The following is a 25980-nucleotide window of genomic DNA, read 5'->3' as shown; positions in this document are numbered from 1 at the left end:
AAGGGTCGCGAGGTAGGCTAATTGAAAGATTTTTAAAATCAATCTTTATTTTCACCATACTCAAAACAAAACTTTGATCGAGTGAGAGGGCCTCTTGAACATCCATTTAAAGCGTTAGCAGCTATTGTCTTTCTGACTTTGTTAACCATCTTGGGAGGTCAGGCTCTTGTTAGATCTTTTCAGGAAAAGTTAAACCCTAATCTATCAAGTTCTCAATTATGGGAGAAATATAGGTGGTCCCTTGATCCTACCCAGCGGAGACATGCTGCATTACTCCTGGTTGCAGCTTCAGGAGATTCTCCACAAAGGCAATACACACTCTTGAAATCTCAAGGGTGGGGGAAGAATCCTTTGGCAGCTATTGTTTTAAAAAAACATGCAGAAACTGCAAGAAAGCTTGGTGGGGAACCTTTGGCAAAGGTTTTTTGGCTAGAACTTTTTAGAAGATTTCCTTTGTCGCCCATTAGTGCTGATGCTTATTACATTCTTGGTCGGGATGAGATAGATTTTCGTAAGAAAATAATGCAGCTCTACCCAGCCCATCCTGCTTCATTGGCAGCTGCATTGGAACTTAAAGGACAGGTTGCTAATCCTTATCAAGGTGTTAAACATTTAGCGAGATGGGGTGTTCGTTGGCATGGCGCTGAACAATTATTTAGGAAAACTTGTGATGAATTCTCAGGAAAACTTCATTTAGAAAAGGAACGTGAATTATTAGCCAATGCTCTCGCTCAGTTAGGTGATGGATTGGCAGCATGGAAATGCCTGAAAGAACCACCTAGTAAGCCAGCAATTACTTTTCTGATAGCGAAAAGTCTTGTTCAGGGCGATGAATTGAATAAAGAGTTAGCTAAGACCCTTTTAAAGAAGTTGTTTGTTAATCATCCAAATTCTAAAGAAAGTATCGCTGGGTTGAAGCTTCTTTTACGCTTGAAAAGATTATCAGTTGATGAGGTGGCTGGGTTGCCATCAGGCTTGACGAATGCTGCTAAAAGCATTGCAATGGCGAATGATCGATTGTCAATTGATAAAAAACCATTAGAAGGCTTTCAGGATTGGCGAGATGACTCTGAATTATGGGAATTGCACTGGGAATTAGCTCGTCAGGCGTTGCTATTAGAAGACTGGGATAAAGCTCAGTCTCTGCTGTCAAGTTTTCGCTATAAAAACCTCCCAGAAACAATTTTGGTAAGAATTAAGTTTTGGGAAGGTCTAATTCAGTTCAAAAAAGGTAAAACTTTTTTAGCGAACAATATATGGGTTGAATTAATTGAGAACCATCCGCCCAGTTATTACACCTGGAGAGCCCATCAACGGCTCGGACATATCACTTTCCCAAAGTTAAGAGAAATAGAGCCTTCTAATTATCTATTCTCACCAATCTCTTGGACTCCATTATTTAGTAAAGATAATTTAGTAAATCTTCTTTGGCGACTTGGGCTCGAAAAGACTGCTTGGGAAACTTGGCGTGCCTTATATTTTTCAGAAGTTGATCAGTTAAATCATGACTTTAGTGAAACTCTTGTAGAAGCCAGATTGAGGATAGCTGTTGGTGATTCTTGGATGGGCTTGGCAATGTTGTCCGAGTTGGCTTTTGAAAAAACTTTTGTGGATTGTTTTCAAAGAAATATTTTTCATAGAAGTCAATATCCCTATAGGTTTATGCAGGAAGTCAGTGATGCTTTTAAGCAAACGGGGGTTCGACCCGAATTGCTTTTAGCTATTGCCAACCAGGAGTCCCGATTCTCTCCTGGAGTTGAGTCATCACAAGGAGCAATAGGCTTAATGCAATTAATGCCTTTAACGGCTCAGAAATATATAGATTCCTCTTTCCAGGGCAAATATCTTGCTGAACCTTCTATCAATCTTGAAATAGGAGGTCACCATTTGGCAGCTCTACTTGAGATTTGGGAAGGTAATCCCTTTCTTGTTTTGGCAAGTTACAACGCTGGTTCATCGATCGTATACAGTTGGCTTTCAGAGGAAGCATATTTGGACCCGGAATTATGGGTAGAACGAATTCCATACCCTGAAACACGTTTTTATACTAAGAAAGTACTCGGGAATTTATGGAGTTATTTAACCCCCGACTGGACAGCTTGTCGGGTAAAGGTAGATTGATTGGAATTGTTTAAATATTGTATTCCTTTTTTTAGTGACCTCATACATAAACATAAATTTTCTAGTTTAAAAATATAAAATGTGTTGAAATATTGAATCTTATTAAGGCAGCTTATGAAGTCTCATCAGACCGCCACCAACCTGAGCCTTATGGAGAGATTTGTCTTGGCCTCTGTAGCGATAATTTTAGGAGTTCTTTTGTTCTTCCTAAAGGGACAAGTCAGCACAGATGCGACACTTTCTAATCTAGCGGATCGGTCTTTAGACCCTGAGGTGGCTTTGTCGAATGGTAGACCTACAATTTTTGAATTCTATGCTGATTGGTGTGAAGCTTGCCAAGAAATGTCATCAGATATGCTTGAATTAGAGGCCCAGAATCTTAACAAGCTAGATTTAGTACTTTTAAATGTTGATAATCCACGCTGGCTCGATTTGATTGAAAAATATAATGTTAAGGGCATACCCCAGTTAAACTTCTTTAGCTCTGAAGGGAAACTGTTGGGAGCATCAATTGGAATTAGATCTTTTTCTGAATTAAAAGTCGTAGCTAAAGCATTAATTATGGAAGAAACTTTACCAAACCTGCTTAATTCAGAAGAGTTGAAGCACTCTTCATTTGAGCTTGCTACCTCAAGATCAAATGAGAATAGCTCTAAACCTATGAGCCATTCATGAGCCTTCTGAGATAATTAAACCCATTCCAGAGCTTTTGATACTGTTGGAAAATTACTCGAGAAAATCTTCTTACATTCATTCGCAATATCCATATGTTCTTTTTGTGTGCCATGCCCAGAACGTAATTTGATGTAATGAATCCAAGAGCGACATGACCCAGACATATATATTTTTGTTGGAGTCGCCAAGGGGAGTACAAAACGAGCGCATTCTTTCGCTACCCCAGCGGCAAGCATTGCTTCATAAATTTCAAGTGAATTTTGAAAGTGAGTTTTTATTTTTTCTCTAAATAGTTCAGTTGTCTCAAGAGATAGGTCGTCAGTTGAGTTTTGCCTATTCTTTACATCTTGGCGGCGGAGATCAGGAATCGGTATTTCACCTAACTGCGTACTGTCAGCATATCTTTGAGAAAACTCTTGAAAGGTAAATGATCTATGCCTTAAGACTTGTGCTGCGATTCCTCTACTTGTTTCGATTTTGATTGTCATATAAGCCTGCTCAAAAACACTCCAATGTTCATTTTTTATGCAATATTTTAATAGTCCTGAATAATCTTTGTTTTCTTGGTTTTTGGGATTGCTAACTCTGGCAATATATGCCATAGTTTTTTCTGCGTCTGGAGTTATGGCTATAAGTTCAACGCGGGCCATCTTGGCAAGAATTTTTAATAATTATAGCATGAAATTTTCTTTGCTAGATTCAACTTTTTATTTGTACGAAGTTGTGATTGATCTTTCCCCTTTGAGTTAAACGATTGGGCTTGAAAAAATAGCCCCCCAGGCTAGATCTTTGCAAGAGTAACCTTTTCAGGCTGATGTTGATATTTGCCTTTCCTATCGCTATACGTTGTTTCGCAAGGGTCGCCTTCAAAAAAGAGGAGTTGGCAGATTCCTTCGTTAGCGTAGATCCTGCAGTCTGCTCCTGAACTATTACTAAATTCTAGGGTTAAGTGCCCTTCCCAACTGGCTTCAGCTGGTGTTGTGTTGACAATGATTCCAAGTCGCGCGTATGTACTTTTACCTAAGCAAACAACCGTAATGTTAGATGGAACTTTCATCTTTTCTAAAGCCACGCCCAATCCATAGGAATGTGCTGGAAGTATGAAATATTCTCCGTCTTCGTCTGTTTGCAGGGGAGTTGATTCCAGATTTGCGGGATTGAATCTTTTTGGGTTCATAACTGTTCCAGGTACGTGTCGGAATATCAAGAATTCTTTTGAGGAAAGACGAAGGTCATAGCCATAAGAAGAGCAACCAAAGCTCAATACAGGTTTTTGGCTTTTAGTCGGCTCTAGATGCCTAACAAGTCCTTTTTGAAAGGGAACAAGCATTCCTGCGGTTGCTTGTTCAGTAATCCAACGGTCGTTTTTAAGCATTAGATTCCAAAGCGCAATTCGGTAATTTGATCTGCCATCGTCATGATTGGCTCAGGGATGGATGGTCCAGTGAGGATGATATCCATCGTTCTAGGACGTTGCTCTAGAGCTTCCATCACAATCTCATTATTTAGATACCCCAACGAGATGGCTAGGCCGATTTCGTCCAGAACCAGTTGATCGAGATCGCCTTTTAATAAGTGTTTTCTGCAGATTTCCCATATTGTTTGGACTGCTTTCGTCTCAGGTTCGGAGTGGCTTCGCCTTTTGTTTGTGGGGGATTGCATCGGGATACAGCGTTCGATTGCAGGCCTTATCCATGAGAGCTTTCCGCAAAGATCTATAGATCCTTCAGGGCCTTGGTTGACCCCACCTTTTAAGAATTGGGCAATCATTACGCGACTCCCTAGTCCTGCAGTTCTTATTGCTGTACTTAGAACCATCGAAAAGCTTCCTCGGTATGGAGCTGTGTGGATGTGAAGTTGTCCTTCTGGTTTTACTAGATGGAGGGGGACTGCTTTGAATCTATCTTGATGGCTTTTAAGATCAAGACTTTCCAGGGCTGGAGAAGGGCTTGGTCGGTGTGTACGAAGACCATCATTGAGATTGGGACATGCGGACATTTATCGCGAGCGAATTCACTGTAATTGAACTAACAAGAAATCTAGCGGCGTAATCGTTTATAACAAGCACATCTACACTATAGGTAGTGTAGATGTGCTTGTTGAACTTTTAAGATCAAAAATGCCTATCACTACTGACAAAAGATCGGATGGTCGTTCACCTTCGGATTTGCGACCTTTCAAAGTGACATGGGAACCAATGGGCTTTGCTCTGAGCTCATTGATAGTTCAATCAGGTAAAACCTCTGTAATTTGCAGCATTAGCCTGAATGAGAACATTCCAAAATGGAGAGAAGGGGACGGAAAAGGATGGTTAAGTGCCGAATATCGTCTCTTGCCCGGATCAACTCCCCAAAGGCAGACCCGAGAGTTTTTGAAGTTGTCAGGAAGAACACAAGAGATTCAGCGACTTATAGGAAGAAGTTTGCGATCTGTTTTGGATATGAAAGTATTAGGGGAAAGGACTTTGTTGGTTGATTGTGATGTGATACAGGCTGATGCGGGGACTCGAACGACTGCAATTACTGGTGCCTGGATGGCTTTATACCGTGCTGGTGAGATCTTGACTCGGCAAGGTGTATTACAAAGGAACCCTGTAGTTAGACAGGTAGCAGCGGTGTCAGTTGGTTTGTTGGATGGAGAAGGGTTTTTGGATCTAAATTATTCTGAGGATGCAAATGCAGATGTAGATTTCAATGTAGTTATGTCCCCGGGTGGTCACCTTCTGGAATGTCAAGGAACTGCTGAGAGAGCTTCCTTTACTAGACCTCAGCTAAATGGCTTGTTAGATATGGCAGAAGTGGGCCTGGAAAGTTTGTTTGCTTCCCAGAAAGCATCATTAGAGCATTAAGACTGAAAACAGTGATTATTGCTACATGAGATTTCTCTCAAGCTGCTTAATTTCAACAAATATACGTTGCGTTTATGGCCGGCGTTACATCCGGCTTTAGTCGTTACTCCCCTCATCCTTCTAGGAAAGAAGCTTTAAAGTTGGGAAATTTAGTTCCATCAGAAGACAAAACTCTTCACCAGGTAATCCGTGGTTTAGATGGAGCATCTATTGAGATTGTTGCTAGATCAAAGACGATTTTTTTTCCAGGTGATCCAGCCGAGAGGGTTTATTTGATACGTCGTGGTGCAGTAAAGCTTTCAAGGGTTTATGAGTCTGGGGAGGAAATTACAGTGGCAATGCTCAGAGAGAACAGTCTTTTTGGAGTTCTGTCTTTGCTAACAGGCCATCGTTCAGATCGTTTTTATCACGCAGTAGCCTTTACTCGTGTTGAGATGACAACAGCGCCAGCAACCTCTGTCAAGCAGGCCATGGAGAATGATCCGAAGGTAGGATTATTGCTTTTACAGGGACTTTCGAGTCGGATATTACAAACCGAAACTATGATCGAGACTCTTACTCATCGAGATATGTCTTCGAGATTAGTGAGCTTTTTACTAGTTTTATGCAGAGATTTTGGGGTTCCAAAGAAGGAAGGCATAACTATTGACCTAAAACTGTCCCATCAAGCAATTGCTGAGGCGATAGGCTCCACTAGGGTCACAATTACTCGTCTATTGGGAGATTTAAGGAGCTCTGGCCTAGTGCAGATTGAGCGCAAGAAAATTACTGTTTTTGATCCAATTGCTCTTGCTAAGCGATTTAGCTAGGTCCTGCTCCGGACCAACTCATTAGGCCTAGAAAACCTTCTTTTTTGAATTACCTTTGATGTGACTGGTTGGCTGCTGATTTTTTCTTTGTTGATTCTTGGGGGTGTTCTGTCCACTCTTGGAGATCGTTTGGGAAGCCGCGTAGGCAAAGCAAGATTAAGCGTTTTTAATTTGCGGCCTAGGAGCACTGCTGTATTAATAACAGTATTAACTGGAAGTCTGATTAGTGCGGTTTCTTTTAGCTTCATGTTGCTTGTGAGCCGACAATTGCGTGTAGGACTTTTTGAACTTAGCGACTTGGAATTAAGACTTAAGAGTAGTAGAGAAGCTCTTAAGATAAGTCGGCTAGCGCAGGTGAAGAAAGACGAAGATATGAAAAACACAGAATTAGAATTAGGTAGAGTTCGTAGAAGAATTATTGCTGGAGAAAAGGAACTTAAAGAGCTTGAATCAAATTTGATTGCATTAAGAAGTGGCAACGTAGTTATAAGTAGTGGACAACCATTGGCAACAGCAACTCTTAGGTTGCAAAAACCTGAGCAAGCTAAGAGGGTTATTGATCGTCTATTGCAGCAGGCTAACTCTGAGGCCTTTAGTCTTGTTAGACCAGGGGAAAAGGCCAATAGGCAGATATTATTAGTCCCAAAAAATGATATTAAATTACTTGAGAAAGTAATACGTCAGGACGGGACATGGGTGGTTAACTTTCGTTCCGCAGCTAATGTTTTGCTAGGGGAAAATGTGGTATATGGTTTTCCAGAAGTTCGCCCGAATATAAAAGTTGTTGAAAAAGGCGAAGTTTTGGCAACAACAACAACAAAGGCAAATGAGCGCAATTCTTCATCTGTTCGTAATCGTTTAAAGCTTCTTTTAGCATCTGCATTGGCAGAAGCTAAAAGAAGAGGGTCACTTGCAACTGGATTAAGATATGACTCGAACTCACTTAATGAGCTTGGTCAAGTGATTATGGAAAGATCGGATGATATTGTTCAATTGGAAGCGATTGCTTTAAGAAACAGTAAGACGGCAGATCCGTTATATGTGAGGCTTAAGCTAGTAGAAAAAAAACAAAAAAAACGATTTAGATAACTCTTATGGAATGTCTTGTATCGATAGATCCCGGACGTCATAAATGTGGGCTTGTTTTGGTTGCCCCACAGCTTGGAATTGTCTTAGATGGGAAAATAGCTTCACCAAAAAGAGTCCGAGAGATAGTTCTCCAGTGGAAGGAGAAGGCAAAAATAGAAAGACTGATTTTAGGGAATGGAACATCTAGTTCAGAGGTGTATGGGATATTGAGAGAGATCTTGCCTGTGACACTCGTTAATGAAAAAGGTACAACTATTCGAGCAAGAAATCGTTATTACGAACTATGGCCAATAAGTAAGTTTTTAGGTTGGTTCCCAAAGGGACTGCTTCTTCCGCCAAATGATTTAGATGCTGTGGCTGCATTAGTTCTCCTTGAAGATTTTTTAGAAAAAAAATTTACTTGGCCAGGGCCTCAAAGAGTTAGAAACGAGCTCTCACAGTAAACACGTAATCTCCTCCAGGCTCAAGATTGTAGTCAGCTCTAATAAGGAAGCGCAGTAAGGCATCTTCTATTAGCGCTCTGCCAAGAGAAGGCTCAACAAGAAGCTTTCCTTTCCCAAAGGACCAGCTGAAATACCATTCGAACTCTCCAGCTGAGACGACTCCATTGAGGCATTGTTTCGTGAAACTTTGGCTAGTTACTCTTAAATGAGCTGTTGTCGCTGGGAGCGTTCCCATCAGGCCTGATTGTGGAGAGGCGAATAGCTGTTGAGATGATCAGAAGCTTTTGCGAAGCCATTTCGCTGAATTAAATCAGGTCCTAGCACTACCTCGTTAAGAATTTCTTCCAATAATGGTTTTTCTTCGGCGGTGAAATTGCCAAGCACATGAGATGTCGTTTTTGATTTCCGTAACACAGGCTCCCCTGGTGGCGCTCCAATTCCAATCCTTAAGCGGCAAAAATTCTCTGTTTTCAGATGTTGAATGGTGCTGCGAAGGCCATTATGCCCCCCAGAACCACCACTAGCTCTAAGTCTTAGGCGTCCGAGAGGCAGGTCCATGTCATCCACTATCACAAGGATTTGAGTAACTTCAATATCGAACCATTTCAAGCAAGCGTTTATTGCTTGGCCACTTTCATTCATATAGGTATCTGGAAGTAAAAGCTTTAGTTGTTTTTGCCTGTTTACTAGATCTGCGATTCGCCCATTAATATTTTTATGCGTTTTAAAGTTTACAGATTGCCTTTTGGCCAATCTCTCAATGGCCATAAATCCAATGTTATGCCGTGTAGAGGTGTATCTGGAGCCAGGGTTGCCAAGACCTACCAACAGGCGCAGATCCTCAAGACTCATCTTTTAATTCTGAGATCATTTTTTTGAATGATCGGAGTCAATAACTTTTTTACCCTCTTCAAATTCCGGTGAGTTTTGAAGATCAGAAGTGTTTACTGGCTCAGGATCAGCCATGGCTTTTTGAATTTCTTTTTCAAATTCACCTGAAGCTGCTTGAAAACTCTTCAGAGTTTTGCCAAGGCTTCTACCTAGTTCAGGCAAACGTTTTGGGCCAAATACTATGAGTGCCAAGGCACCGATAACCGCTATTTCGGGTAGACCGATGCCAAATACATTCATTTAGTAGACCTTTTTGGGTTGGAATTAACCGTTCCAATCAACAGAAATCCCTTGGAGTAAAAGAGATTGGTTGTATACCTGCAGCATGATCGTCAGAAAGACCAAGAGCATTACACCAATAAAAGCCATGGCAGGAGTGGTGCCCCATCCAGGGACGACTTTCCCTTGGCCGTTATTGCCAATCGATTTGAGTAGACTTCCGATTGCGGTTTTTTGTCCCATGGTGAAGGTTTTTCGCTTTTGAAGTTTAAGTTTCGATATTCTATGGGTAACACCCCTAAAGAGGCCTACTTCGTCGAGTGATTTGATGCAAACTACTTCTCCTGCTCTCTCCCTAATGCTAGGCCTGTTGGTTGCTTTATTTGGTTTAACAGGTTTTGGTATTTATACATCTTTTGGCCCTCCCTCTAAGAAACTCGACGATCCTTTTGATGAGCATGATGATTAATAGCTGAACCAAAAGCCCCCTAAAAAACAGTCATGTGGCAAAAAAAGAACTGTCACACGACCCTTTGAGGGGGCGAATCCAGTGAATTTCGATTTATAAATCGAAATACTTTGACTGCAAATTTTGCACTTTTTAGACGAGCGATTCATAGGCCTTCTTCAAAAATTGCCTTCAAATCTTTTATGAATGCATTTTTTATTTGTTTTGATGTGTTGACCTTTTGCTATTAACTCAATAAACCATTTACCAGAGAGCAGTTTGAGCTAAATAATCCTTTTTCTAGAACTTCTAGATTTGCTTATTAAGTTAATATAAAGTTAAATTCAACCCCTTTGCTAACAAGGCTTTATATTCATTTCTTACTTTCAATGCTTTTTAGATTCCTTTGGTTTTATATAGAGTCGGCCTTGGCTTCTGAGGGCTTTATTAAGCCTCGAAACATTTCAATCCGCGCCAATCATGGTGCTTCTACCCCCCTTCCCCTAGTGATTTCACCTCAATGCCTCATAAGATGTGAATGATTTTTAGTCGTGGTCGGACCCAATGCTCGCCCTCAAGATTTCCGTTTACACAATGGTCTTCTTCTTCGTAGGGGTTTTCCTATTCGGTTTCCTTGCGAGCGATCCAACAAGAACACCAGCCCGTAAGGACCTCGAAGGCCAGCAAGACTGAGCCTTTTATTGAGAGAACCTCTTAAGTCAGGCCTCACACTGGACTGGGGTTGATTCTTTTATTGCCAATGTCGTGGCAGTATCAGCGTCTTCAGCCCAGAGCTTTTGTTGGCGAGAAGCCCCTCAATATTTATTTTCGGACTTTTGGCCCCGATTGCGTTTTGGGGAGGTCCAAGTCCTTCGCATGCAGAGTCGAATAGCTCACCTGATGGACAATCAGCTCCTTCAGAGCCCGATTCGCCTGTGTCGGATCGGGCTAAACAAAATGTTTTCCCCAAAGTTTCTCCTCCTAAGTCATTAGAGCTGAAGGCTGATATACAGACCTATGACAGTAGGAAAAAGCTCTTTATTGCCCAGGGAAAGGTAGAGCTACTTGTAAATGGAGCTTTGCTATTTGCTGATCGGATTGAATTTGATAATGAATTCAAGACTTTGCATGCTTTTGGGAGTGTTCGTTTTAAACGTGGGCCGAATTACTTTCAGGCAAGCTCATTTATTTATGATTTCAGAAATAAAACCGGAGAGTTAGAAGATGTTTATGGACTATTAGAATTAGACTCTGTCTTGTTTGACTTCTCTAACTTAGAGAAAACTGACGAGGATATTATTATTAATAGCAATCCTGATACGGATAAGAAATCAGGGGAGTTAAGCATACTTGATAAGGAGAAGGTTATATCTGACCCTCAATCTTTTGTGGTTGAAACCAACTTCGACAAGCTCAATCATCCCTATAAAACTGATCAAGGGATGGCCTGTCCTCCAAGCCTGCCAAAACCTCCTGATTGGCAACCTCATCCATGGTCGCTAACACTTTGGGGTGGGCAGATGGTTGATTCAGGTTTTGGTGAGGCGTTTGTTTTTAAAGGGCGAAAAAGGCCAGAGTATCTTTTGGGAATTGGTTTGCAGAAGAGGATATATCGTTCTGGCGTTTTTTCCGTAGAGCTAGAAGGGGACATCTTTCATCATGAATCTTTTAAGCAAGATGGAGGTAAGTTCAATCAGGAAATACCTTATGCAGATCTTCCAGATCATAGTTTTGACGAGGGTATAGTTGGCATTGGTGCTAGATTGTGGGTGCAACCTTGGTTGAGTTTTGGAGTTATTGAAGGGGTTAGTTACTACACACAAACAGGTCAGTATGAAAATACTTTTAGGAGTAAATCATCTCAGCTATTAAATTATTTAGGTTTTGAAATTGAAGCAAGCTTGAATCGCAAATTTTCTCTTGTTGGCAGATTGCATCATCGATCAGGTGCATTTGGACTTTTTGATGGTGTTCATGGTGGAGGAAATGGCTATTTAGTTGGATTTAGATATCGATGGGGTCCTGAAAGACGTAAATCTTTGACTGATTTAGCTCCTATTCCTATTGGTTGTAATGATCAAGAAATAAGAGAAGTTTCTGATCATTCGCCTGATCAATCTGGAGAAGAATTTTCTGAGGAGATGCAGGGTGATTATGAATTTACTCTGGAGGATTTCTCTCCAGTATTGAAAACGAGCTCAGAGAAAAACCTGGTTTCAAAGTCTTCAAATGTGAACCTAACAAGATCCCAAGAAGAGGCTCTCAGAGAAAAAGCTATTTCTTCAATTGATCAACGTATTTATGATTTAAAGCTTAATAACTCTTTAACTATAGAAAAACGCATTGGGATACCTCGCACTTTACGGAACGTTGAAGATAAGAATGTCTTTGGTGGTATTCAGCCTCCACAGCTGACTCAGATTGGCAACACTAAATTCATCAAAGGGCGAATCAAACGCTGGCGAGTTCAAGCAACAAAGGTTTTTATCACCTCAGAGGGGTGGGAAGCCGAGCGTATGGGGTTTACTAATGATCCATATACCCCTTCACAAGCAAGAATAGATGCTGAGGATGTTGTTGCGAAAGAGGAAAAAGATGGCTCTACCAGTATTAAAACAGGTCGTAATCAGCTTGTTTTGGAGGAAAGGCTTTCAATTCCTGTAGCCAGGTCATATATGCTTGAGAAAGCCGAAGAGATAGAAAATAGATGGGTCTTTGGTATTGATAGAGATGATAGAGATGGATTTTTTATTGGACGTAATCTCAAGCCAATCAATCTATTTAAGAACAATCAACTGTTTTTACAGCCACAATTTAACTTTCAAAGAGCTGTTGATGGTAAAACTCGAAGCTATATTGCACCTGGGTCCTCTTCTGAGAGTAGTGAAGTCGTCCAATCAGCTTCTTTATCAGACCTTCTTGGTCTGGAAGCAGTTTTGGATGGAAAGATTTGGAACTGGAATCTTGAAGCTAATGCAGATATAAGTACTTTCAATACAACTAACTTAGTAAATGGGAGTCGTTATTGGGGTGCTCTTAGTAAAACAACAGAACTTCCAGTTGTTGGTGAAATTGATACGAGATTATTTAGTACTTATAGGTATAGGGCTTGGAACGGTTCTCTCGGTGAGACGGATATTTATTCAGCCTTTGGAACCTTCTTTCAAAAAAAAGGCGAGTGGGATTGGCAAAATACGACAAATAGTTATTTATTGAGAATTGGTGCTGGTAATTATCAGGCAGAAAATTATAGGGAAAAGAGTATTTCTGATTTATGGCGTGGAAATATATTTGGCTCACTAACAAATAAATATCAAATATTTGAAGGAAAGGCGGCCAAGCTTGATGCAAATCATGCGTATAGATATTCACCTGAGGCGATGATTCCTGGATTGACGTTTGATAGCAACATTAACTTTGCACTTTCAGGATATGGTGATGGCAGAAGACAATCTCTATTTGGAATAAGTGGTGGTCCTACGGCAACCTTAGGTAAATTTGATCAGAAAGCCTTTAGTTTTACTAGAATTTCGCTATCTTCAGGCGTAACGTTTAAGAGAGGCTCAAGCCCATTTGTATTTGATCAGGCAATTGACCTTGGAACTTTGGGAATTGGATTGACTCAGCAGATTTATGGCCCTTTATTGTTCAATGCTGGTTTTGAATATAATATTGACCCCGCATCAGATTACTATGGTGATGTAATTAACTCTAATATTGAATTGCGCTTACAAAGAAGGGCTTATGATTTTGGTATATATTTTAACCCTTATAAGAAAATAGGTGGTTTTCGTATTCGCTTGAATGATTTCGACTTTAATGGAACTGGCGTTCCATTTTTGCCAAGTGAAAAACAATCTGAACCTATTTTTTAATGAATTAATTCTTCGTTCTCAACCTTCATTCTAAAATTTTTCTTGACATATAAAGAAGTTATTTAGGTAAGGAAGGTTTTTTATTTTCTGATTTAGAGCTTTAGATTGTTTGATCAATTCTGATGTTGCATCCCAACTACCCTGGATAAGCATTTTCCGTGACATCTCTTCGATATCTATTTCCCAGCTTTTATTTTGTGATTCAAGCTTCTTTTTTGTTAGATCAAGTCTTAATGCTTTTTGAGAACCTAACTCGGTAGTCTCTTGGATATTTTTTATTGTTGAAGTGATTCCAGTTGCACATGGGATCCCAAGCGCTAGGCAATTTCCATAGAAGATTTCAGCAAAACTTTCTCCAATAATAGCTCTTATTCCCCATCGCATAAGAGCTTGAGGTGCATGCTCTCTGCTTGAACCACATCCAAAGTTTTTATTTACTATAAGAATTGAGCAGCATTTATTTTCTTTCCTGTCAAAAGGATGATTCCCTTGTAATTCATTACGGTCATCTGCAAAAACACTCTCTCCAAGATGTTCAAAGCTGATGCATTTAAGGTATCTAGCTGGAATTATTCGGTCAGTATCAATATCATCTCCTCTTAAGGAAATTGCTTGTCCTTCGACTCGTTCAATTATTCCTTTTGGGAAGTAAGGGTTGGTTCTCATCACTTATTAGAAGAGCTTTTAGTTGGATTGCTTTTTAATATGGTTCTAATATCTGTTACTTTCCCTGTAATTGCCGCGGCTGCGACCATTGCAGGACTCATTAATAATGTTCTACCGGTTGAGGAGCCTTGTCTGCCTTTGAAGTTCCTATTGCTTGAACTTGCACTAATTTGACGCCCTTCAAGGCGGTCTGGATTCATCGCCAAACACATTGAACACCCAGGTTCTCTCCATTCAAAACCTGCTTTTTCAAAGAGTTTGTTAAGCCCTTCATCTTTTGCTGCTCTTGCTACGGCTTCAGATCCTGGAACTACAAATGCTTTGACACCTTCTGCTACTTGTTGACCTTCGGCAATACTTGCTGCAGCCTTTAGATCGCTAAGGCGACCATTTGTGCAGCTTCCTATAAAACAAACATCAATAGGTAAGCCAGTAATATTTGAGCCGGGTTTGAGGCCCATATATTTATATGCTTCTTCAGCACTTTCACGTTCGTTTGGGCCTAGTGATTCTGGTGTAGGGATTGATTCATCAATCGAGATTCCCTGCCCTGGTGTGATGCCCCAGGTCACGGTTGGTGCGATTTCTGTGGCGTCAAAGGTAACTTCATCGTCGTAAATAGCCTCTGCCCCACTGGCTAGAGTGGACCACCATTTCAATGCATTTTCCCAGGCATTCCCTTTGGGTGAGTGGACTCTTCCCTGGAGATAAGCAAATGTGACTGAATCTGGATTGATGTAGCCACATCGCGCACCACCTTCTATTGCCATGTTGCAAACAGTCATTCTTTCTTCCATAGATAATGCTGTAATTGCCGGCCCGCCAAATTCATAGGCATAGCCGACTCCTGCTTTGACCCCTAAGGTCTTGATGATGTGAAGAATCAGGTCTTTGGCATATACGCCTTTTTGTAAGTTTCCACCAATCCAAAGCCGCCGCACTTTCAGTTTGTTCATTGACAAACTTTGAGTAGCCAAGACATCTCTTACTTGACTAGTGCCAATGCCGAAGGCGATTGCCCCAAAAGCCCCATGAGTAGAGGTGTGGGAATCTCCACAAGCAATTGTCATCCCAGGCTGACTAAGACCTAGTTCAGGAGCAATTACATGGACAATCCCTTGGTTCCCACTGTTTAAGCCATGCAATTTTATTTCTTGTTCCAAGCAGTTTCTTTCCAGGGTAGAAAGCATTTCTTCTGCTAAGGGATCGGAGAACGGACGTGCTTGGCTTGTTGTTGGGACTATGTGATCAACAGTCGCTACTGTTCTCTGAGGGCAAAAAACTGATAATCCCTTCTCTTTTAAAGCGGAAAATGCTTGAGGACTTGTTACCTCATGGATTAAATGAAGCCCTATAAATAATTGAGTTGGGCCAGTAGGTAACTCAGCCACTCGGTGCAAATCCCAAACCTTGTCGTAGAGGGTGTTGGAGCTCAAAGATCAGAGGCGATGTTGAAGACCCTAGCTCTGCGAATGCAAAGTTAAACGGAATAGGTCAAGGCTCCTTACAACGCTAAGCGTTTGAATGCCTTTTCTCCCAGTGTGCTCCCCAAATTTTTCTTGGCTTACCTGGCAGCAGTTAGGACCAATGATTGCTATGAATACTGTCCCGATCGGCTTGGATTGTGTGCCGCCATCAGGTCCAGCTATGCCAGTAATTGATATAGCCCAATCCGACTTAATCTTTTTCTTTAACCCTTTAGCCATTGAAAGGGCAACTTCTTTAGATACTGCTCCATGTTTTTCAAGCAGTTGATGGTGAACCCCAAGTAAATCCTTCTTAGTTTGATTTGAATATGCAATAATTCCGCCAACAAAATTTTCAGAAGCACCTTTAATCTCTGTTAATGCTGCGCCGAGTTTGCCCCCAGTACAAGACTCTGCCACCGATAGAGTTTGATCTCTGACTCTTAGAAGTTGTAGAGCCACAGAAGCCAGGGTTTCTTCTCCTTTTCCATAACAAAGAGAGCCTGTTCTAGATAAGATTTCTTTCTCAATAGGTAATAGTAGTTGTTGAGATTGCCCCGATGTTTGACTTCTTGCTGTGATGCGAAGCTTTATATCTCCTAAACTTGCATAAGGTGCAACAGATGGATTCTCTTGATCCATTAGGTCTGCAACAATTTCTGCAAGCTTTGGCTCTGAAATCCCTGCAAAATTAAGGAATGTGCTCTCTAGTTTGGTAGATAAACTTAGGTTTTTTTGAAGCCATCTAGTTACTGAAGTGCTCCACATTTCACGCATTTCATATGGAACTCCTGGCAGGCAAATTACTGTAAAGTTATCCTTTGGGGTGAATATAATTCCAGGCGCTGTGCCATGTTTATTAGGGATTATTTCTGAGCCTTTGGGAACAAATGCTTGCTTTCTACTTGTGGTTGAAATTTCCTTATGTTTTGAAAACTCCTTTCGTTTAATTTCTTCCCATACTTTTTTATTTTCTTCCAATTTAGCATTGAATGCCTTCGCGAGAGATGAGAATGTAATGTCATCTTGTGTTGGGCCAAGACCACCAGTTGTGATAAGAATTCGGCAACGACTAGACGCTTCATTAATTGTTTCTATTAAGCGTTCTTCGTTGTCTCCAATAACTGACTGCCTGTAGTGGGGAAGCCCCAAGAGGGCGATTTGTTCAGAAAGCCAGGAGGAATTGCTGTTTAATATATTTCCAAGAAGTAACTCCGTTCCTATACATAATATTTCGGTCGCGTTTTCGGTGGCACCAATCATTTGTTAAATAATGATTTTCTTTACTTTACTCTTGGGGAAGTTGTGTTTAAAGGTTGATTAGTTTTTCGACTATCGATCAATTCTTTGCGACTTAATAAGACTGCTGTAATGAGAATAGCTGTTGCTACCGTCAGCCAGAGAAATCTCATTTCAGCATTAGCGACTACAAGAGCAAGTGCACCTAGCCATTGAGTAAATGCATATAGTAATAGAACTGTTTTTCGATGACTAAATCCTGCTCTTAGGAGTCGGTGGTGGATGTGACTTCTATCCGGATGAAAGGGGGATCGCCCTTCTCTTAGTCGGCTCATTATCACCGCTGACATGTCTGCTAAAGGTAGTGAGAGGATTAATAAAGGGAGTAAAAGACTTACCGTTGTAAGCCCTTTAGCAGGGCCAATAATGCTTATTGCGGCCAAGGTAAACCCTAGAAAATATGAGCCACCATCACCCATGAATATTCTTGCAGGGTTGAAATTATGTCTCAAAAAACCTAAACAACATCCAGCAAGAGCTGCTGCTAGGAAACCAGCTGCAACCTGGTGAAGGGAAAAGCTAACTGATATCAATCCTATGGCAGCTATTCCAGCTACTCCAGCAGCAAGACCGTCTAATCCATCAAGCCAATTGATGGCATTAGTTATTCCTACCAGCCAGATCACAGTAGAAATAAGGCTAAGAAGAGGTGGTAAAACCATTAGGGAGCTTTCTTCCCCAAGCCAGGGCATCTCAATGGCCCCTATTCGGAGTCCTTGGGACCAAATGGCCATTGCGATGGAGACTTGTCCAATTAATCGAGGAAAAGGAGGGAGAGCGAACAAGTCATCTGCTAATCCGATTAAGAAAAAACAAAGGCCTCCAGCGAGCGTTGTCCAGATAAGTTGATCTTTGAGAGGTGGAAGTAATCCGAATCCGCCTATAAGCCAAGTAATAGTTAGGGCACAACAAAATCCAAAAATCATTGCAACTCCACCAAGTCGAACCATGGGGGAACGATGCTGTTTCCTTTTGTCTGGTGAATCAATTAACCCGAGCCTTAAGCAAAGAGCTTTCACTCCTGGCACAAAAAATGCAGTGAATGTGGCGGCCATTAAGAAGGTCGCGAAAGCTACAATTAGAGGTCTGATCTCAGAGGTCACTGAGGCTCTTGCGACTTAGGTGGTAAGGGATTGGCCCTTAAAAAGTAATCCTAGACAGTGTGGCATTTGGATCAAGTTTCTTATTTGAATCCTGAATATACGAACCTTTATTTTTTTCCGGGATAAAGCGGGAAACGCTTGCAAATTTTCTGGACTGTTTCAAGGCATTTTTGCTTGATCTCTTCATCGTCTGGAGTCAAGAGTCGATCCGCAATTAAATTACCAACTTCTTCGAAAGCAGATTCATTCATTCCTCTTGTTGTTAGTGCTGCTGTTCCTAAGCGAAGTCCACTAGTTACGAATGGTGATTCTGGGTCAAAAGGAACAGTGTTCTTGTTCGCAGTGATGTTGATATCCTCAACAAGCTTGTCTGCAACTTTTCCAGTCATCCCGATACTTCTGAGATCAATTAAAACAATATGGTTATCGGTGCCTCCGCTAACTACAGAGATTTTTCTCTTCTCAAGGCACCTTGCCAACGCCTTGGAATTACGAACCACTTGTTGGCTGTAATCTTTAAATTCAGGTTCTAAAGCTTCTTTGAAAGCTACCGCCTTGGCGGCGATAACGTGTTGTAGCGGTCCTCCTTGTGTGCCAGGGAAAACTGCTTTGTCAAGCTTTCGGCCTAATTCTTGGTCTCTGCAAAGGATTAGCCCTCCTCTTGGTCCCCGAAGGGTCTTGTGAGTGGTTGTTGTCACTACATCGCATATAGGAACAGGGTTTGGATGTATGCCTGCAGCAACTAAGCCTGCAATGTGAGCCATATCTGCGACTAGGTATGCACCAATCTCATCAGCAATGGAGCGAAAAGCTTGGAAATCAATTTCCCTTGGGTATGCCGAATAGCCGCAGATTATTAGTCTGGGCTTTTCTTCTAAGGCTTGCTGTCTAAGCTTCTCCATATTGAGCTTTTGGCTTGCAAGGTCCACTCCGTAATGACTGGTTTTGAACCATTTCCCACTTACGTTTACAGGCGATCCATGTGTTAAATGACCACCATGAGAGAGGTCCATACCCATTATTTTTTCACCTGGCTTAAGTAGTGCAAGAAAAACAGCAAAGTTTGCTTGGGCGCCACTATGAGGCTGAACATTCGCCCAATCCGCATTGAATAATTTTTTAGCCCGATCGATAGCTAATTTTTCGATCAAGTCGACATATTCACATCCTCCGTAGTAGCGCTTATTTGGCAGACCTTCTGCGTATTTGTTCGTAAGTACTGAGCCTTGAGCTTCCATTACAGATCGCGAAGCAAAATTTTCGCTCGCAATCATTTCAAGGTGTTGCTGTTGTCGGAAAAGTTCTTTTTCTATTAGGGATGCTATTTCCGGATCTGATTCGACCAAAGTTGAGTCGATTGTCTTTAGTGAATCAGCGTTCATGATTTTAGGAAGGTCTTGATGAGATCGTATTCAAGCGAAGGCTTTTTATTGCTAGATATTTCTTCTTTTTCAGCAATTGCTTGCTCTTTTTGATTTTTAGTCAACCCTTGATGAAATGTAAGGAACGCGCCTGGAGAGATTCGAACTCCCGACCCTCTGATCCGTAGTCAGATGCTCTAATCCGCTGAGCTACAGGCGCATGAAAGATTCAATAACAACCTATCAAGGGGACATTCGTCAACTATATGGAGGTATAAGCTCCAGAATCAAGTAGACGCGTTTTTTTCAATGCCTATTAAATGGTATGGCACATCAGACAACAACAATCCGACTTATAAGCACTTTTCTCGGATTGTGAACTTCGTTCTTCACGCCATGGCTTTCTCTGCTTTGAACAGTGGGCTTTGGTTTTGGCAACAGATTCGGCATCCCTGGCCCCATCTAAGTTGGTTTAGTGAGTTTTGGCTCTTAGTTCTTTTTGGACATTTGGCTTTGGTGATTAGTCAACGTCCAGTTCAGACAAAGGATGAGAGTGAAAGTTCAGTTTGAACTTTTTCTGAGTAACAAAAATTTTCTACACAAGGCTTCTTATGAGTATTGACCAAGCCTATTTAAAGGACCTGGAAGCTTCTATTGCTGATCAGCTTTACATTCAGATTGCTAATTGGCACCTTTATTTAGGGGACGCAGGGGTTGCAAAATCACTGGCTATTGAGTGTTTGGTCCGTCTTGAGGATGGTCCAGAGCTTGCAGTTGAGAAGGCACTCGCTTCGGTACAAGTTTCCATAGCTGGCGGTAAAAGCCAACTACCACTAGGAGAATTAATACCTTCAAGTCAGGTTCATGATTTGATTGACCTTATTGCCCCCTTCTCTAGATAGGGTGCAGATAATTGTTGGAGACATGTGCTTTTAATTGAAGTCACCAATGCTAGAGATGTCGTTCGACGTCGGATAGGTCGCTTGGGCGAGCGGCTCATTGGGAAAGTCGTTGATGCTGAAGCACAGGTAGAGAAAGCTTTAATACAAGAAATGGAAACTGCTTTTCAAGAGTTTGGGATTGAAGCACGCATTGTCTCAACACAAACCACAAAGCTGATAGGAAACAGGTGTGAGTTCTCTATTCGGGTTCGGGATGATCGCGATGTGAAGCTTAATGATGGGTCAGTCGATTCCTGATTTCTATCCTTATTTGTTCTACGGCTTGTATTTTTAATGAGCTGCCAATTAATCCAAAACAGACAATACTTGTGGCCGTAGAAATGATTACTTGTAGCAATAGTCCAATAGTTGTTTCAGGCCATGCGACAAAACTTTTAAGACTCCAGGCAAAGAATCCAGACAAAAGCCCTGATAGAAATAGTTTGAGAGTGTTTTTACACCAAGTTTTAAGGGGTAAACCATTTAGCCGTATTTGTAATTTAACTATTAGTGCTGTACAGGTAAAAAGGTTTACCCCTGCTGTTGCAAGAACTAGTCCAATGGCACCAAAATTAAAGGGAAATTGATTTCCCCATGGAGTTGGTCCTCCTACAAATATCCAATCTAAGAAAATATTTAATCCAATGCCAATTGCTGAAAAAAACAAAGGTGTTTTTGCATCTTCAAGGGAATAAAAGACTCTTACAAGTAAATCTCTCGCTAAGTATACGGGCATTCCTATTCCATAAGCAATTAGTAAGCTTGCGACTAAAGTTGTGGCATCTTTATCAAATGCACCACGTTGATAAACTAGGGCAACAATTGGTCCGGAAAGTGCAATAAAAACAGCCCCTAGAGAAATCATTGATGTAGTTGATAGCATGAGGCTTTGACTTACTCTTTCTTTAAGCTCAAAAATTTTTTTTGTACCTGCAAGCTTTGAAAATGTTGGTAAAAGTGGTACTAATAATGCATTCGAAATCAAGCCTAAAGGTGTTTGAATTATGAATGTGGCATAGCTCAATCCAGCCGCTGCTCCAATAATTCCTGATGCGAAAAAGAGGTCTGTAAAAACATTTATTTGGAGCATCCCGGAAGAAAGAGTAGCTGGACCCATTACTTTCCAGACATCCATTACCCCAGGATATTTCCAATCCCAGGAGACTCTCATAGCATTAAACCCTTGGCTAATTAATCCTGGTAATTGAATTACCCATTGCAAAAGAGCACCTGTTAATGCAGCACAAGCAAGAACAATCCCTCCTTGAAGTGCAAATTGGTTAGACGCTATTTCCGAACCAAGTCGAATCCAAAGGAAGGTTACTCCAACAATTATTGCCAAGCTAGACATTAACGGTGAGATCGCGGGGATCCAAAATTGGTTAGTCGCATTAAGGGTCCCAAACCCAAGCCCTATCAAGCCTGCGAGAAATGTGATAGGAGACATTATTCGCAGTTGAATTACTGCGATTTCATGTAAATCAGTGCTTAGACCTGGACCTACAAGGTGAATTAATGGATCTGCAAAAACTAGTATTATTAGAGTGAAAAAGCCTAGTAACGTACTTATTAAAGTGTTTAATCTAGTAAGTATTTTTGGGCTTTCGTTTTTTGGCCTTTTGCTTAAAACGCTAACCATTGCGCTATGAAATGGCCCGTTGATGCCTCCAAGAATTACCAAAAGGAAGCCAGGAATAATATATGCATAATTAAAGGCTTCATAAGCAGCGCCTACTCCAAATGCAGCTGCAATGACAAGTTGTCTAGCCAATCCGCCAGCCTTGCTAAGCAGGGTCCCTAGAGTGACAATTAGAGATATTCGTTTAAGGGACTTTGCCATTCGCTAATCTTGTTCGCTTTAATTTACTTTTGCCAGATTTCATTAAGGAAGGACATGATCTCAATATTTTTTAAGTCCTAATGATTGGCAAGACCCTTATTACTTTCCCGCCCCTTGAAGAGGGGATTTTGCTTAGGCGATATAAGCGTTTCCTTGCTGATGTGGAATTAACGAATGGTGATGTTGTTACAGCTCATTGCCCTAATACTGGTCCAATGAAAGGAATCCTTTGCAATGGTGGGAGAGTCAGGCTAAGGCATGTCCCTTCTCCTACTCGAAAGCTTGCTTGGACTTGGGAGCAAGCAGAAGTTTCTTCAAGCAATGGATCAAAGTGTTGGGTTGGAGTTAATACTCACTTGTCTAATTCGCTGGTTCGCTTTGCCATAGAAGCTGGATTGTTAGAACAAGAATTAGGTCCCATTTCTCAAATCCAAAAAGAAGTTCCATATGGCAAGGAGAAGAGGAGCCGTATTGATTTGCTTCTAAAACCTTTTGAATCTGCCAAGGATATTCGGCAGATTTATGTAGAGGTTAAAAACACGACATGGACTGAATCTTTAGTTGCTCTCTTCCCTGACACGGTTACAGAAAGAGGCCAAAAGCATTTAAGAGAGCTTGTTGATGTCTTGCCAGACTCACGAGCTGTTTTGCTTCCCTGCTTAAGCAGGATGGATGTTGAGTCTTTTGCTCCAGGAGATTTAGCCGATCCAGAATATGGAAAGCTTTTTCGAATTGCTTTAGCAGCAGGTGTAGAAGTGATACCTTGCTGCTTTGGTTTTTCTCGTGATCAGATCACTTGGGAAGGTAAACGTCCATATCTAAAAAAACAAACCGCTTGAAAGATATTTTTTCTTAGGTATTCTTTGTGTTGCTTTTGGTAAGAAAAGATTAAATTCGGTATAAATCAATACTTGCCTAGTCTTGACTTGTGATCATATTTGTAGCCGTACCCCTTGAACTTAATTAAATTTATTAAGTTCAAAACTATTTATAGCGTTCAATTTCCGATGACGACAGCTCTGCATTCGCCCACTAGGCGACGCAACGCGCGTCTCCAGGAGGCAAGCCTTCTGGAGGGGCCAATGCTCCTTTTGAGAAGTATCCGGGGGGTTAGCTCCCACCGTTCTCTGATGTGGCTGGCTTGTGTTCCACTAGCTTTTCTTGGTTTAGGTCTTTTCAATCTCTCGGCACATGCTTCTGATTTGCCTGAGTTGAATGCAGCATTTCTAGCGAACAACCTCTGGTTATTAGTTGCAACCATCCTTGTCATCTTTATGAATGCGGGATTCGCAATGGTTGAAGCAGGAATGTGTCGGCAAAAAAATGCAGTGAACATTTTGGCCAAAAACCTTTTTGTTTTTGCTCTTGCCGTAACGGCTTATTGGTTCGTGGGCTACTCAATCATGTATGGAGACCCTGTAGCAGCAGGTTGGCTTTATTTTAGTGGTTTGTTTTTTGATCCTTCAGTAACCCCTGAGTTGATTGGAGAAGCAGGCCTAGTCCCAACAGTTGACTTTCTTTTCCAAGCTGCTTTTGCAGGAACAGCAGCAACCATTGTTTCTGGATTGGTTGCCGAACGAGTCAAGTTTGGTGAGTTTGTTGTTTTTTCATTAGTTCTAACTGCTTTTATCTATCCGATTTCGGGTAGTTGGCAATGGAATGGTGGTTGGCTCAGTGAGGCAGGTTTTATTGATTTTGCTGGATCATCCATTGTTCACTCAGTAGGGGCTTGGGCAGGTTTAGTTGGTGCAATGCTTTTAGGGCCACGTATAGGTAAGTTTGTTAATGGGAAAGCACAGGCCATGCCTGGGCACAACATGGCGATTGCCACGCTGGGAGCCCTTGTTCTCTGGATCGGCTGGTATGGGTTCAACCCAGGATCACAGTTGGCAATGGATCAGTGGGTTCCTTATGTAGCAGTGACAACTACTCTTGCTGCTGCTGGAGGAGCAATTGGTGCAACCATTGTTTCAACCCTTACTTCTGGTAAGCCAGATTTGACAATGATCATCAATGGAATCCTTGCAGGCTTGGTAAGCATTACTGCTGGCTGTGCAAACTTAACTATGGCAGGTGCTTGGTTAGCTGGATTAATTGGTGGAGTTATCGTTGTTTTCTCGGTTTCTGCATTGGATTCATTTGGTATTGATGATCCCGTTGGAGCTTTCTCTGTTCACGGAGTCTGTGGAATCTGGGGAACATTAGTTATAGGTCTATGGGGCTATGACATCCAAGGTTCTGGTGTTGGTTTGGGTCTGCTTACAGGTGGAGGCATAGGTCAACTTTGGATTCAGTTTGTTGGGTGTGTTGCATATGCACTCTGGACAGTGGTCACTTGTTGGGTTGCTTGGAAGGTGATCGGAAGCTTCTTTGGTGGTATTCGTGTCAACGAAGAAGAAGAGATCGCGGGCCTCGATATAGGTGAGCATGGAATGGAGGCATATCCGGACTTTGCTTCTTCAGGTAACTGAACCTTCATTTCATCAAAAAAGCCTGGCTTTACGCCAGGCTTTTTTGATGAAATGAAGAGAATAGAATTAATATGGAAACCCTATTGATGAAATCGAAATGGATACTCAAGCTTTTAAGCGTTCTTTGCACCATTCCGAGAGATATAACAGACGAGGGTTCGGGTCACCAGCTAAAAGAGCACAAGAACTAGAGAAGGCCTATCAGAGTAGCTTGATAACTTCAATTCGGGACAACGGATATTCCTTGAAGCATGGAAGATTGCAAGTGAAACTGGCTGAGGCCTTTGGCTTCTGTTGGGGAGTGGAAAGAGCTGTCGCGATGGCTTATGAAACTAGACGGCATTATCCCAATGAGCGTATTTGGATTACTAATGAAATTATTCATAACCCTTCAGTAAATGATCACTTAAGGGGGATGAATGTTCGTTTTATTTCTGCAGAGGGCGGGGTGAAGGATTTTTCAGAAGTCAGTGACGGAGATGTTGTAATACTTCCTGCATTTGGTGCAACAGTGCAGGAAATGCAACTACTGCATGAGCGTGGTTGTCATATTATTGACACTACTTGTCCTTGGGTCTCTAAGGTTTGGCATACCGTAGAAAAGCATAAGAAACATACTTTTACTTCCATTATTCATGGCAAGTTTAAGCATGAGGAAACCTTGGCAACTAGTTCTTTTGCAGGAACTTATCTTGTTGTTCTAGATCTTGATGAAGCTGAATATGTTGCGGAATATATTCTTGGTAGAGGAGATCGCGAAATGTTTATGCAGCGATTTGCTAAGGCTTGTTCTCCAGGGTTTGATCCAGATAGGGATCTTCAGCGTTTAGGAGTGGCGAATCAGACTACAATGTTGAAAAGCGAGACTGAGGAGATAGGGCGTTTATTCGAGAGAACAATGTTGTCTAAGTATGGACCTTCTTCTTTGAGTAACCATTTTCTAGCATTTAATACCATTTGTGATGCTACTGAAGAAAGACAAGATGCGATGTTTTCTTTGGTTGATGAGAAATTAGACCTTTTAGTAGTTATAGGAGGATTTAATTCATCTAATACAACTCACTTGCAGGAGATTGCAATTAGTCGTGGAATTAGATCGTTTCATATAGATACACCTGAGAGGATTGCTGATGAAAATAGCATTACTCATAAACCCCTTGGGAAGGAAATGGTTTGTGAACAGAACTTTCTCCCGGAAGGAGACATAAACGTTGGCATCACTTCAGGAGCTTCAACTCCTGATCGAGTTGTAGAGCATGTAATTCAAAAAATAATTTCTCTGAGCGAGAAGAGCTTTGGCTAGCAAATAAAGACAGAAAATATTATTTAGCGTTTAAAATGGTCTGCGGGGAAGCCCCTCCTCCTGTCAAGATAATTGGAAATGGATAGAAACTTTCAATATTTTTCGTGCCTGA

The 25980-nt window shown here is 41.4% G+C and carries 28 protein-coding genes and 1 tRNA gene; 15 read left to right on the top strand and 14 right to left on the bottom strand.

What is annotated here, in order from left to right:
* Positions 1–81: 81 nt before the first annotated feature.
* Together SOI84_RS04700 and SOI84_RS04695 are read left to right on the top strand one after the other, a co-directional pair.
* Entirely contained in the window at positions 82–2121 is a 2040-nt protein-coding gene (locus tag SOI84_RS04700) for a lytic transglycosylase domain-containing protein (RefSeq protein ID WP_320675247.1), read from the top strand.
* Between the two features lie 114 nt (positions 2122–2235).
* Positions 2236–2796: a thioredoxin domain-containing protein gene (locus SOI84_RS04695; RefSeq protein ID WP_320675246.1), complete on the top strand. Its 561-nt coding sequence runs from the start codon at positions 2236–2238 to the stop codon at positions 2794–2796.
* A 14-nt stretch (positions 2797–2810) separates the two neighbouring features.
* On the opposite strand, the gene thyX is transcribed toward SOI84_RS04695, so the two are convergent.
* The 3 genes from thyX to SOI84_RS04680 all read right to left on the bottom strand — a co-directional run bounded on the left by thyX (position 2811) and on the right by SOI84_RS04680 (position 4794).
* Positions 2811–3446, bottom strand: coding sequence for an FAD-dependent thymidylate synthase (gene thyX, locus SOI84_RS04690; protein ID WP_320675245.1), 636 nt, complete (start codon positions 3444–3446; stop codon positions 2811–2813).
* Positions 3447–3577: 131 nt separating this feature from the next.
* Complete coding sequence (dcd, locus tag SOI84_RS04685; protein WP_320675244.1) at positions 3578–4171, bottom strand: dCTP deaminase; 594 nt, start codon at positions 4169–4171, stop codon at positions 3578–3580.
* Positions 4171–4794 (bottom strand): cob(I)yrinic acid a,c-diamide adenosyltransferase, encoded by a 624-nt coding sequence (locus SOI84_RS04680; RefSeq protein WP_320675243.1) that lies wholly within the window; start codon positions 4792–4794, stop codon positions 4171–4173. The genes dcd and SOI84_RS04680 overlap by 1 nt, the downstream gene beginning before the upstream one ends.
* A gap of 121 nt (positions 4795–4915) precedes the next feature.
* On the opposite strand from SOI84_RS04680, the gene rph reads away from it, so the two are divergent.
* From rph to SOI84_RS04660, 4 genes are all read left to right on the top strand, one after another.
* Positions 4916–5644 carry a ribonuclease PH gene (gene rph / locus SOI84_RS04675; protein WP_320675242.1) on the top strand — a complete coding sequence of 243 codons (729 nt, stop codon included), beginning with the start codon at positions 4916–4918 and terminating at the stop codon, positions 5642–5644.
* Positions 5645–5718: 74 nt separating this feature from the next.
* Positions 5719–6453, top strand: coding sequence for a global nitrogen regulator NtcA (gene ntcA, locus SOI84_RS04670; RefSeq protein ID WP_320675241.1), 735 nt, complete (start codon positions 5719–5721; stop codon positions 6451–6453).
* Positions 6454–6513: 60 nt separating this feature from the next.
* A complete protein-coding gene (locus tag SOI84_RS04665) occupies positions 6514–7542 on the top strand; it encodes a DUF3084 domain-containing protein (RefSeq protein ID WP_320675240.1) in 1029 nt (342 codons plus the stop codon).
* A gap of 5 nt (positions 7543–7547) precedes the next feature.
* On the top strand, positions 7548–7985 hold the full coding sequence (locus SOI84_RS04660; RefSeq protein WP_320675239.1) for a resolvase: 438 nt from the start codon (positions 7548–7550) through the stop codon (positions 7983–7985).
* Here the strand turns inward: SOI84_RS04660 and SOI84_RS04655 are convergent.
* From SOI84_RS04655 to psbH, 4 genes are read right to left on the bottom strand one after another with little or no spacing between them, the layout of a single operon-like run.
* Complete coding sequence (locus SOI84_RS04655) at positions 7963–8220, bottom strand: DUF3146 family protein (RefSeq protein WP_320675237.1); 258 nt, start codon at positions 8218–8220, stop codon at positions 7963–7965. The genes SOI84_RS04660 and SOI84_RS04655 overlap by 23 nt on opposite strands.
* Positions 8220–8837, bottom strand: a complete 618-nt coding sequence (gene pth, locus SOI84_RS04650) for an aminoacyl-tRNA hydrolase (RefSeq protein ID WP_320675236.1) — start codon at positions 8835–8837, stop codon at positions 8220–8222. Before pth ends, SOI84_RS04655 begins: the two co-directional genes overlap by 1 nt.
* 15 nt (positions 8838–8852) lie before the next feature.
* Positions 8853–9116, bottom strand: coding sequence for a TatA/E family twin arginine-targeting protein translocase (locus SOI84_RS04645; protein ID WP_320675235.1), 264 nt, complete (start codon positions 9114–9116; stop codon positions 8853–8855).
* 24 nt (positions 9117–9140) lie between these two features.
* Positions 9141–9338 carry a photosystem II reaction center phosphoprotein PsbH gene (psbH, locus tag SOI84_RS04640; RefSeq protein WP_320675234.1) on the bottom strand — a complete coding sequence of 66 codons (198 nt, stop codon included), beginning with the start codon at positions 9336–9338 and terminating at the stop codon, positions 9141–9143.
* 85 nt (positions 9339–9423) lie between these two features.
* On the opposite strand from psbH, the gene psbN reads away from it, so the two are divergent.
* The 3 genes from psbN (at position 9424) to SOI84_RS04625 (ending at position 13418) form a co-directional block, all read left to right on the top strand.
* Positions 9424–9564 carry a photosystem II reaction center protein PsbN gene (gene psbN / locus SOI84_RS04635; protein WP_320675233.1) on the top strand — a complete coding sequence of 47 codons (141 nt, stop codon included), beginning with the start codon at positions 9424–9426 and terminating at the stop codon, positions 9562–9564.
* A 543-nt stretch (positions 9565–10107) separates the two neighbouring features.
* On the top strand, positions 10108–10236 hold the full coding sequence (locus SOI84_RS04630; protein ID WP_320675232.1) for a photosystem II reaction center protein I: 129 nt from the start codon (positions 10108–10110) through the stop codon (positions 10234–10236).
* 107 nt (positions 10237–10343) lie between these two features.
* A complete protein-coding gene (locus SOI84_RS04625; RefSeq protein WP_320675231.1) occupies positions 10344–13418 on the top strand; it encodes a DUF3769 domain-containing protein in 3075 nt (1024 codons plus the stop codon).
* Positions 13419–13448: 30 nt separating this feature from the next.
* Here SOI84_RS04625 and SOI84_RS04620 read toward each other — a convergent pair whose 3' ends face one another.
* From SOI84_RS04620 to SOI84_RS04595, 6 genes are all read right to left on the bottom strand, one after another.
* Entirely contained in the window at positions 13449–14084 is a 636-nt protein-coding gene (locus tag SOI84_RS04620) for a 3-isopropylmalate dehydratase small subunit (RefSeq protein ID WP_320675230.1), read from the bottom strand.
* Positions 14084–15520, bottom strand: coding sequence for a 3-isopropylmalate dehydratase large subunit (leuC, locus tag SOI84_RS04615; RefSeq protein ID WP_320675229.1), 1437 nt, complete (start codon positions 15518–15520; stop codon positions 14084–14086). Before leuC ends, SOI84_RS04620 begins: the two co-directional genes overlap by 1 nt.
* Positions 15521–15544: 24 nt before the next feature.
* Positions 15545–16813, bottom strand: coding sequence for a competence/damage-inducible protein A (locus SOI84_RS04610; protein WP_320675228.1), 1269 nt, complete (start codon positions 16811–16813; stop codon positions 15545–15547).
* Positions 16814–16833: 20 nt separating this feature from the next.
* Positions 16834–17904, bottom strand: a complete 1071-nt coding sequence (locus tag SOI84_RS04605; RefSeq protein WP_320675359.1) for an MraY family glycosyltransferase — start codon at positions 17902–17904, stop codon at positions 16834–16836.
* Between the two features lie 155 nt (positions 17905–18059).
* Positions 18060–19334 (bottom strand): serine hydroxymethyltransferase, encoded by a 1275-nt coding sequence (gene glyA, locus SOI84_RS04600; RefSeq protein ID WP_320675227.1) that lies wholly within the window; start codon positions 19332–19334, stop codon positions 18060–18062.
* Positions 19335–19459: 125 nt separating this feature from the next.
* Positions 19460–19533 (bottom strand) — tRNA-Arg (locus SOI84_RS04595).
* Positions 19534–19622: 89 nt separating this feature from the next.
* Between SOI84_RS04595 and SOI84_RS04590 the strand changes: the two genes are divergently transcribed.
* From SOI84_RS04590 to SOI84_RS04580, 3 genes are read left to right on the top strand one after another with little or no spacing between them, the layout of a single operon-like run.
* The gene (locus SOI84_RS04590; RefSeq protein ID WP_320675226.1) at positions 19623–19883 is read left to right on the top strand and encodes a hypothetical protein; all 261 of its coding nucleotides are present in this window, start codon (positions 19623–19625) and stop codon (positions 19881–19883) included.
* 41 nt (positions 19884–19924) lie between these two features.
* Positions 19925–20215 carry a DUF3181 family protein gene (locus SOI84_RS04585; protein WP_320675225.1) on the top strand — a complete coding sequence of 97 codons (291 nt, stop codon included), beginning with the start codon at positions 19925–19927 and terminating at the stop codon, positions 20213–20215.
* Between the two features lie 24 nt (positions 20216–20239).
* Positions 20240–20512: a cytochrome-c oxidase gene (locus tag SOI84_RS04580; RefSeq protein WP_320675224.1), complete on the top strand. Its 273-nt coding sequence runs from the start codon at positions 20240–20242 to the stop codon at positions 20510–20512.
* Here the strand turns inward: SOI84_RS04580 and murJ are convergent.
* Positions 20487–22094 (bottom strand): murein biosynthesis integral membrane protein MurJ, encoded by a 1608-nt coding sequence (gene murJ / locus SOI84_RS04575; RefSeq protein WP_320675223.1) that lies wholly within the window; start codon positions 22092–22094, stop codon positions 20487–20489. The two genes, SOI84_RS04580 and murJ, sit on opposite strands and share 26 nt — an antisense overlap.
* Positions 22095–22174: 80 nt before the next feature.
* Between murJ and sfsA the strand changes: the two genes are divergently transcribed.
* The 3 genes from sfsA (at position 22175) to SOI84_RS04560 (ending at position 25868) form a co-directional block, all read left to right on the top strand.
* A complete protein-coding gene (gene sfsA / locus SOI84_RS04570) occupies positions 22175–22933 on the top strand; it encodes a DNA/RNA nuclease SfsA (protein WP_320675222.1) in 759 nt (252 codons plus the stop codon).
* 168 nt (positions 22934–23101) lie between these two features.
* Entirely contained in the window at positions 23102–24565 is a 1464-nt protein-coding gene (locus SOI84_RS04565) for an ammonium transporter (RefSeq protein ID WP_320675221.1), read from the top strand.
* A gap of 97 nt (positions 24566–24662) precedes the next feature.
* Positions 24663–25868, top strand: a complete 1206-nt coding sequence (locus tag SOI84_RS04560; protein ID WP_320675220.1) for a 4-hydroxy-3-methylbut-2-enyl diphosphate reductase — start codon at positions 24663–24665, stop codon at positions 25866–25868.
* Positions 25869–25980: the final 112 nt, after the last annotated feature.

Source organism: Prochlorococcus sp. MIT 1341, assembly GCF_034092415.1.
Classification (GTDB): domain Bacteria; phylum Cyanobacteriota; class Cyanobacteriia; order PCC-6307; family Cyanobiaceae; genus AG-363-P08.
The sequence above is the reverse complement of the archived record's forward strand: the minus strand, read 5'-3'. Positions and strand labels throughout refer to the sequence as shown.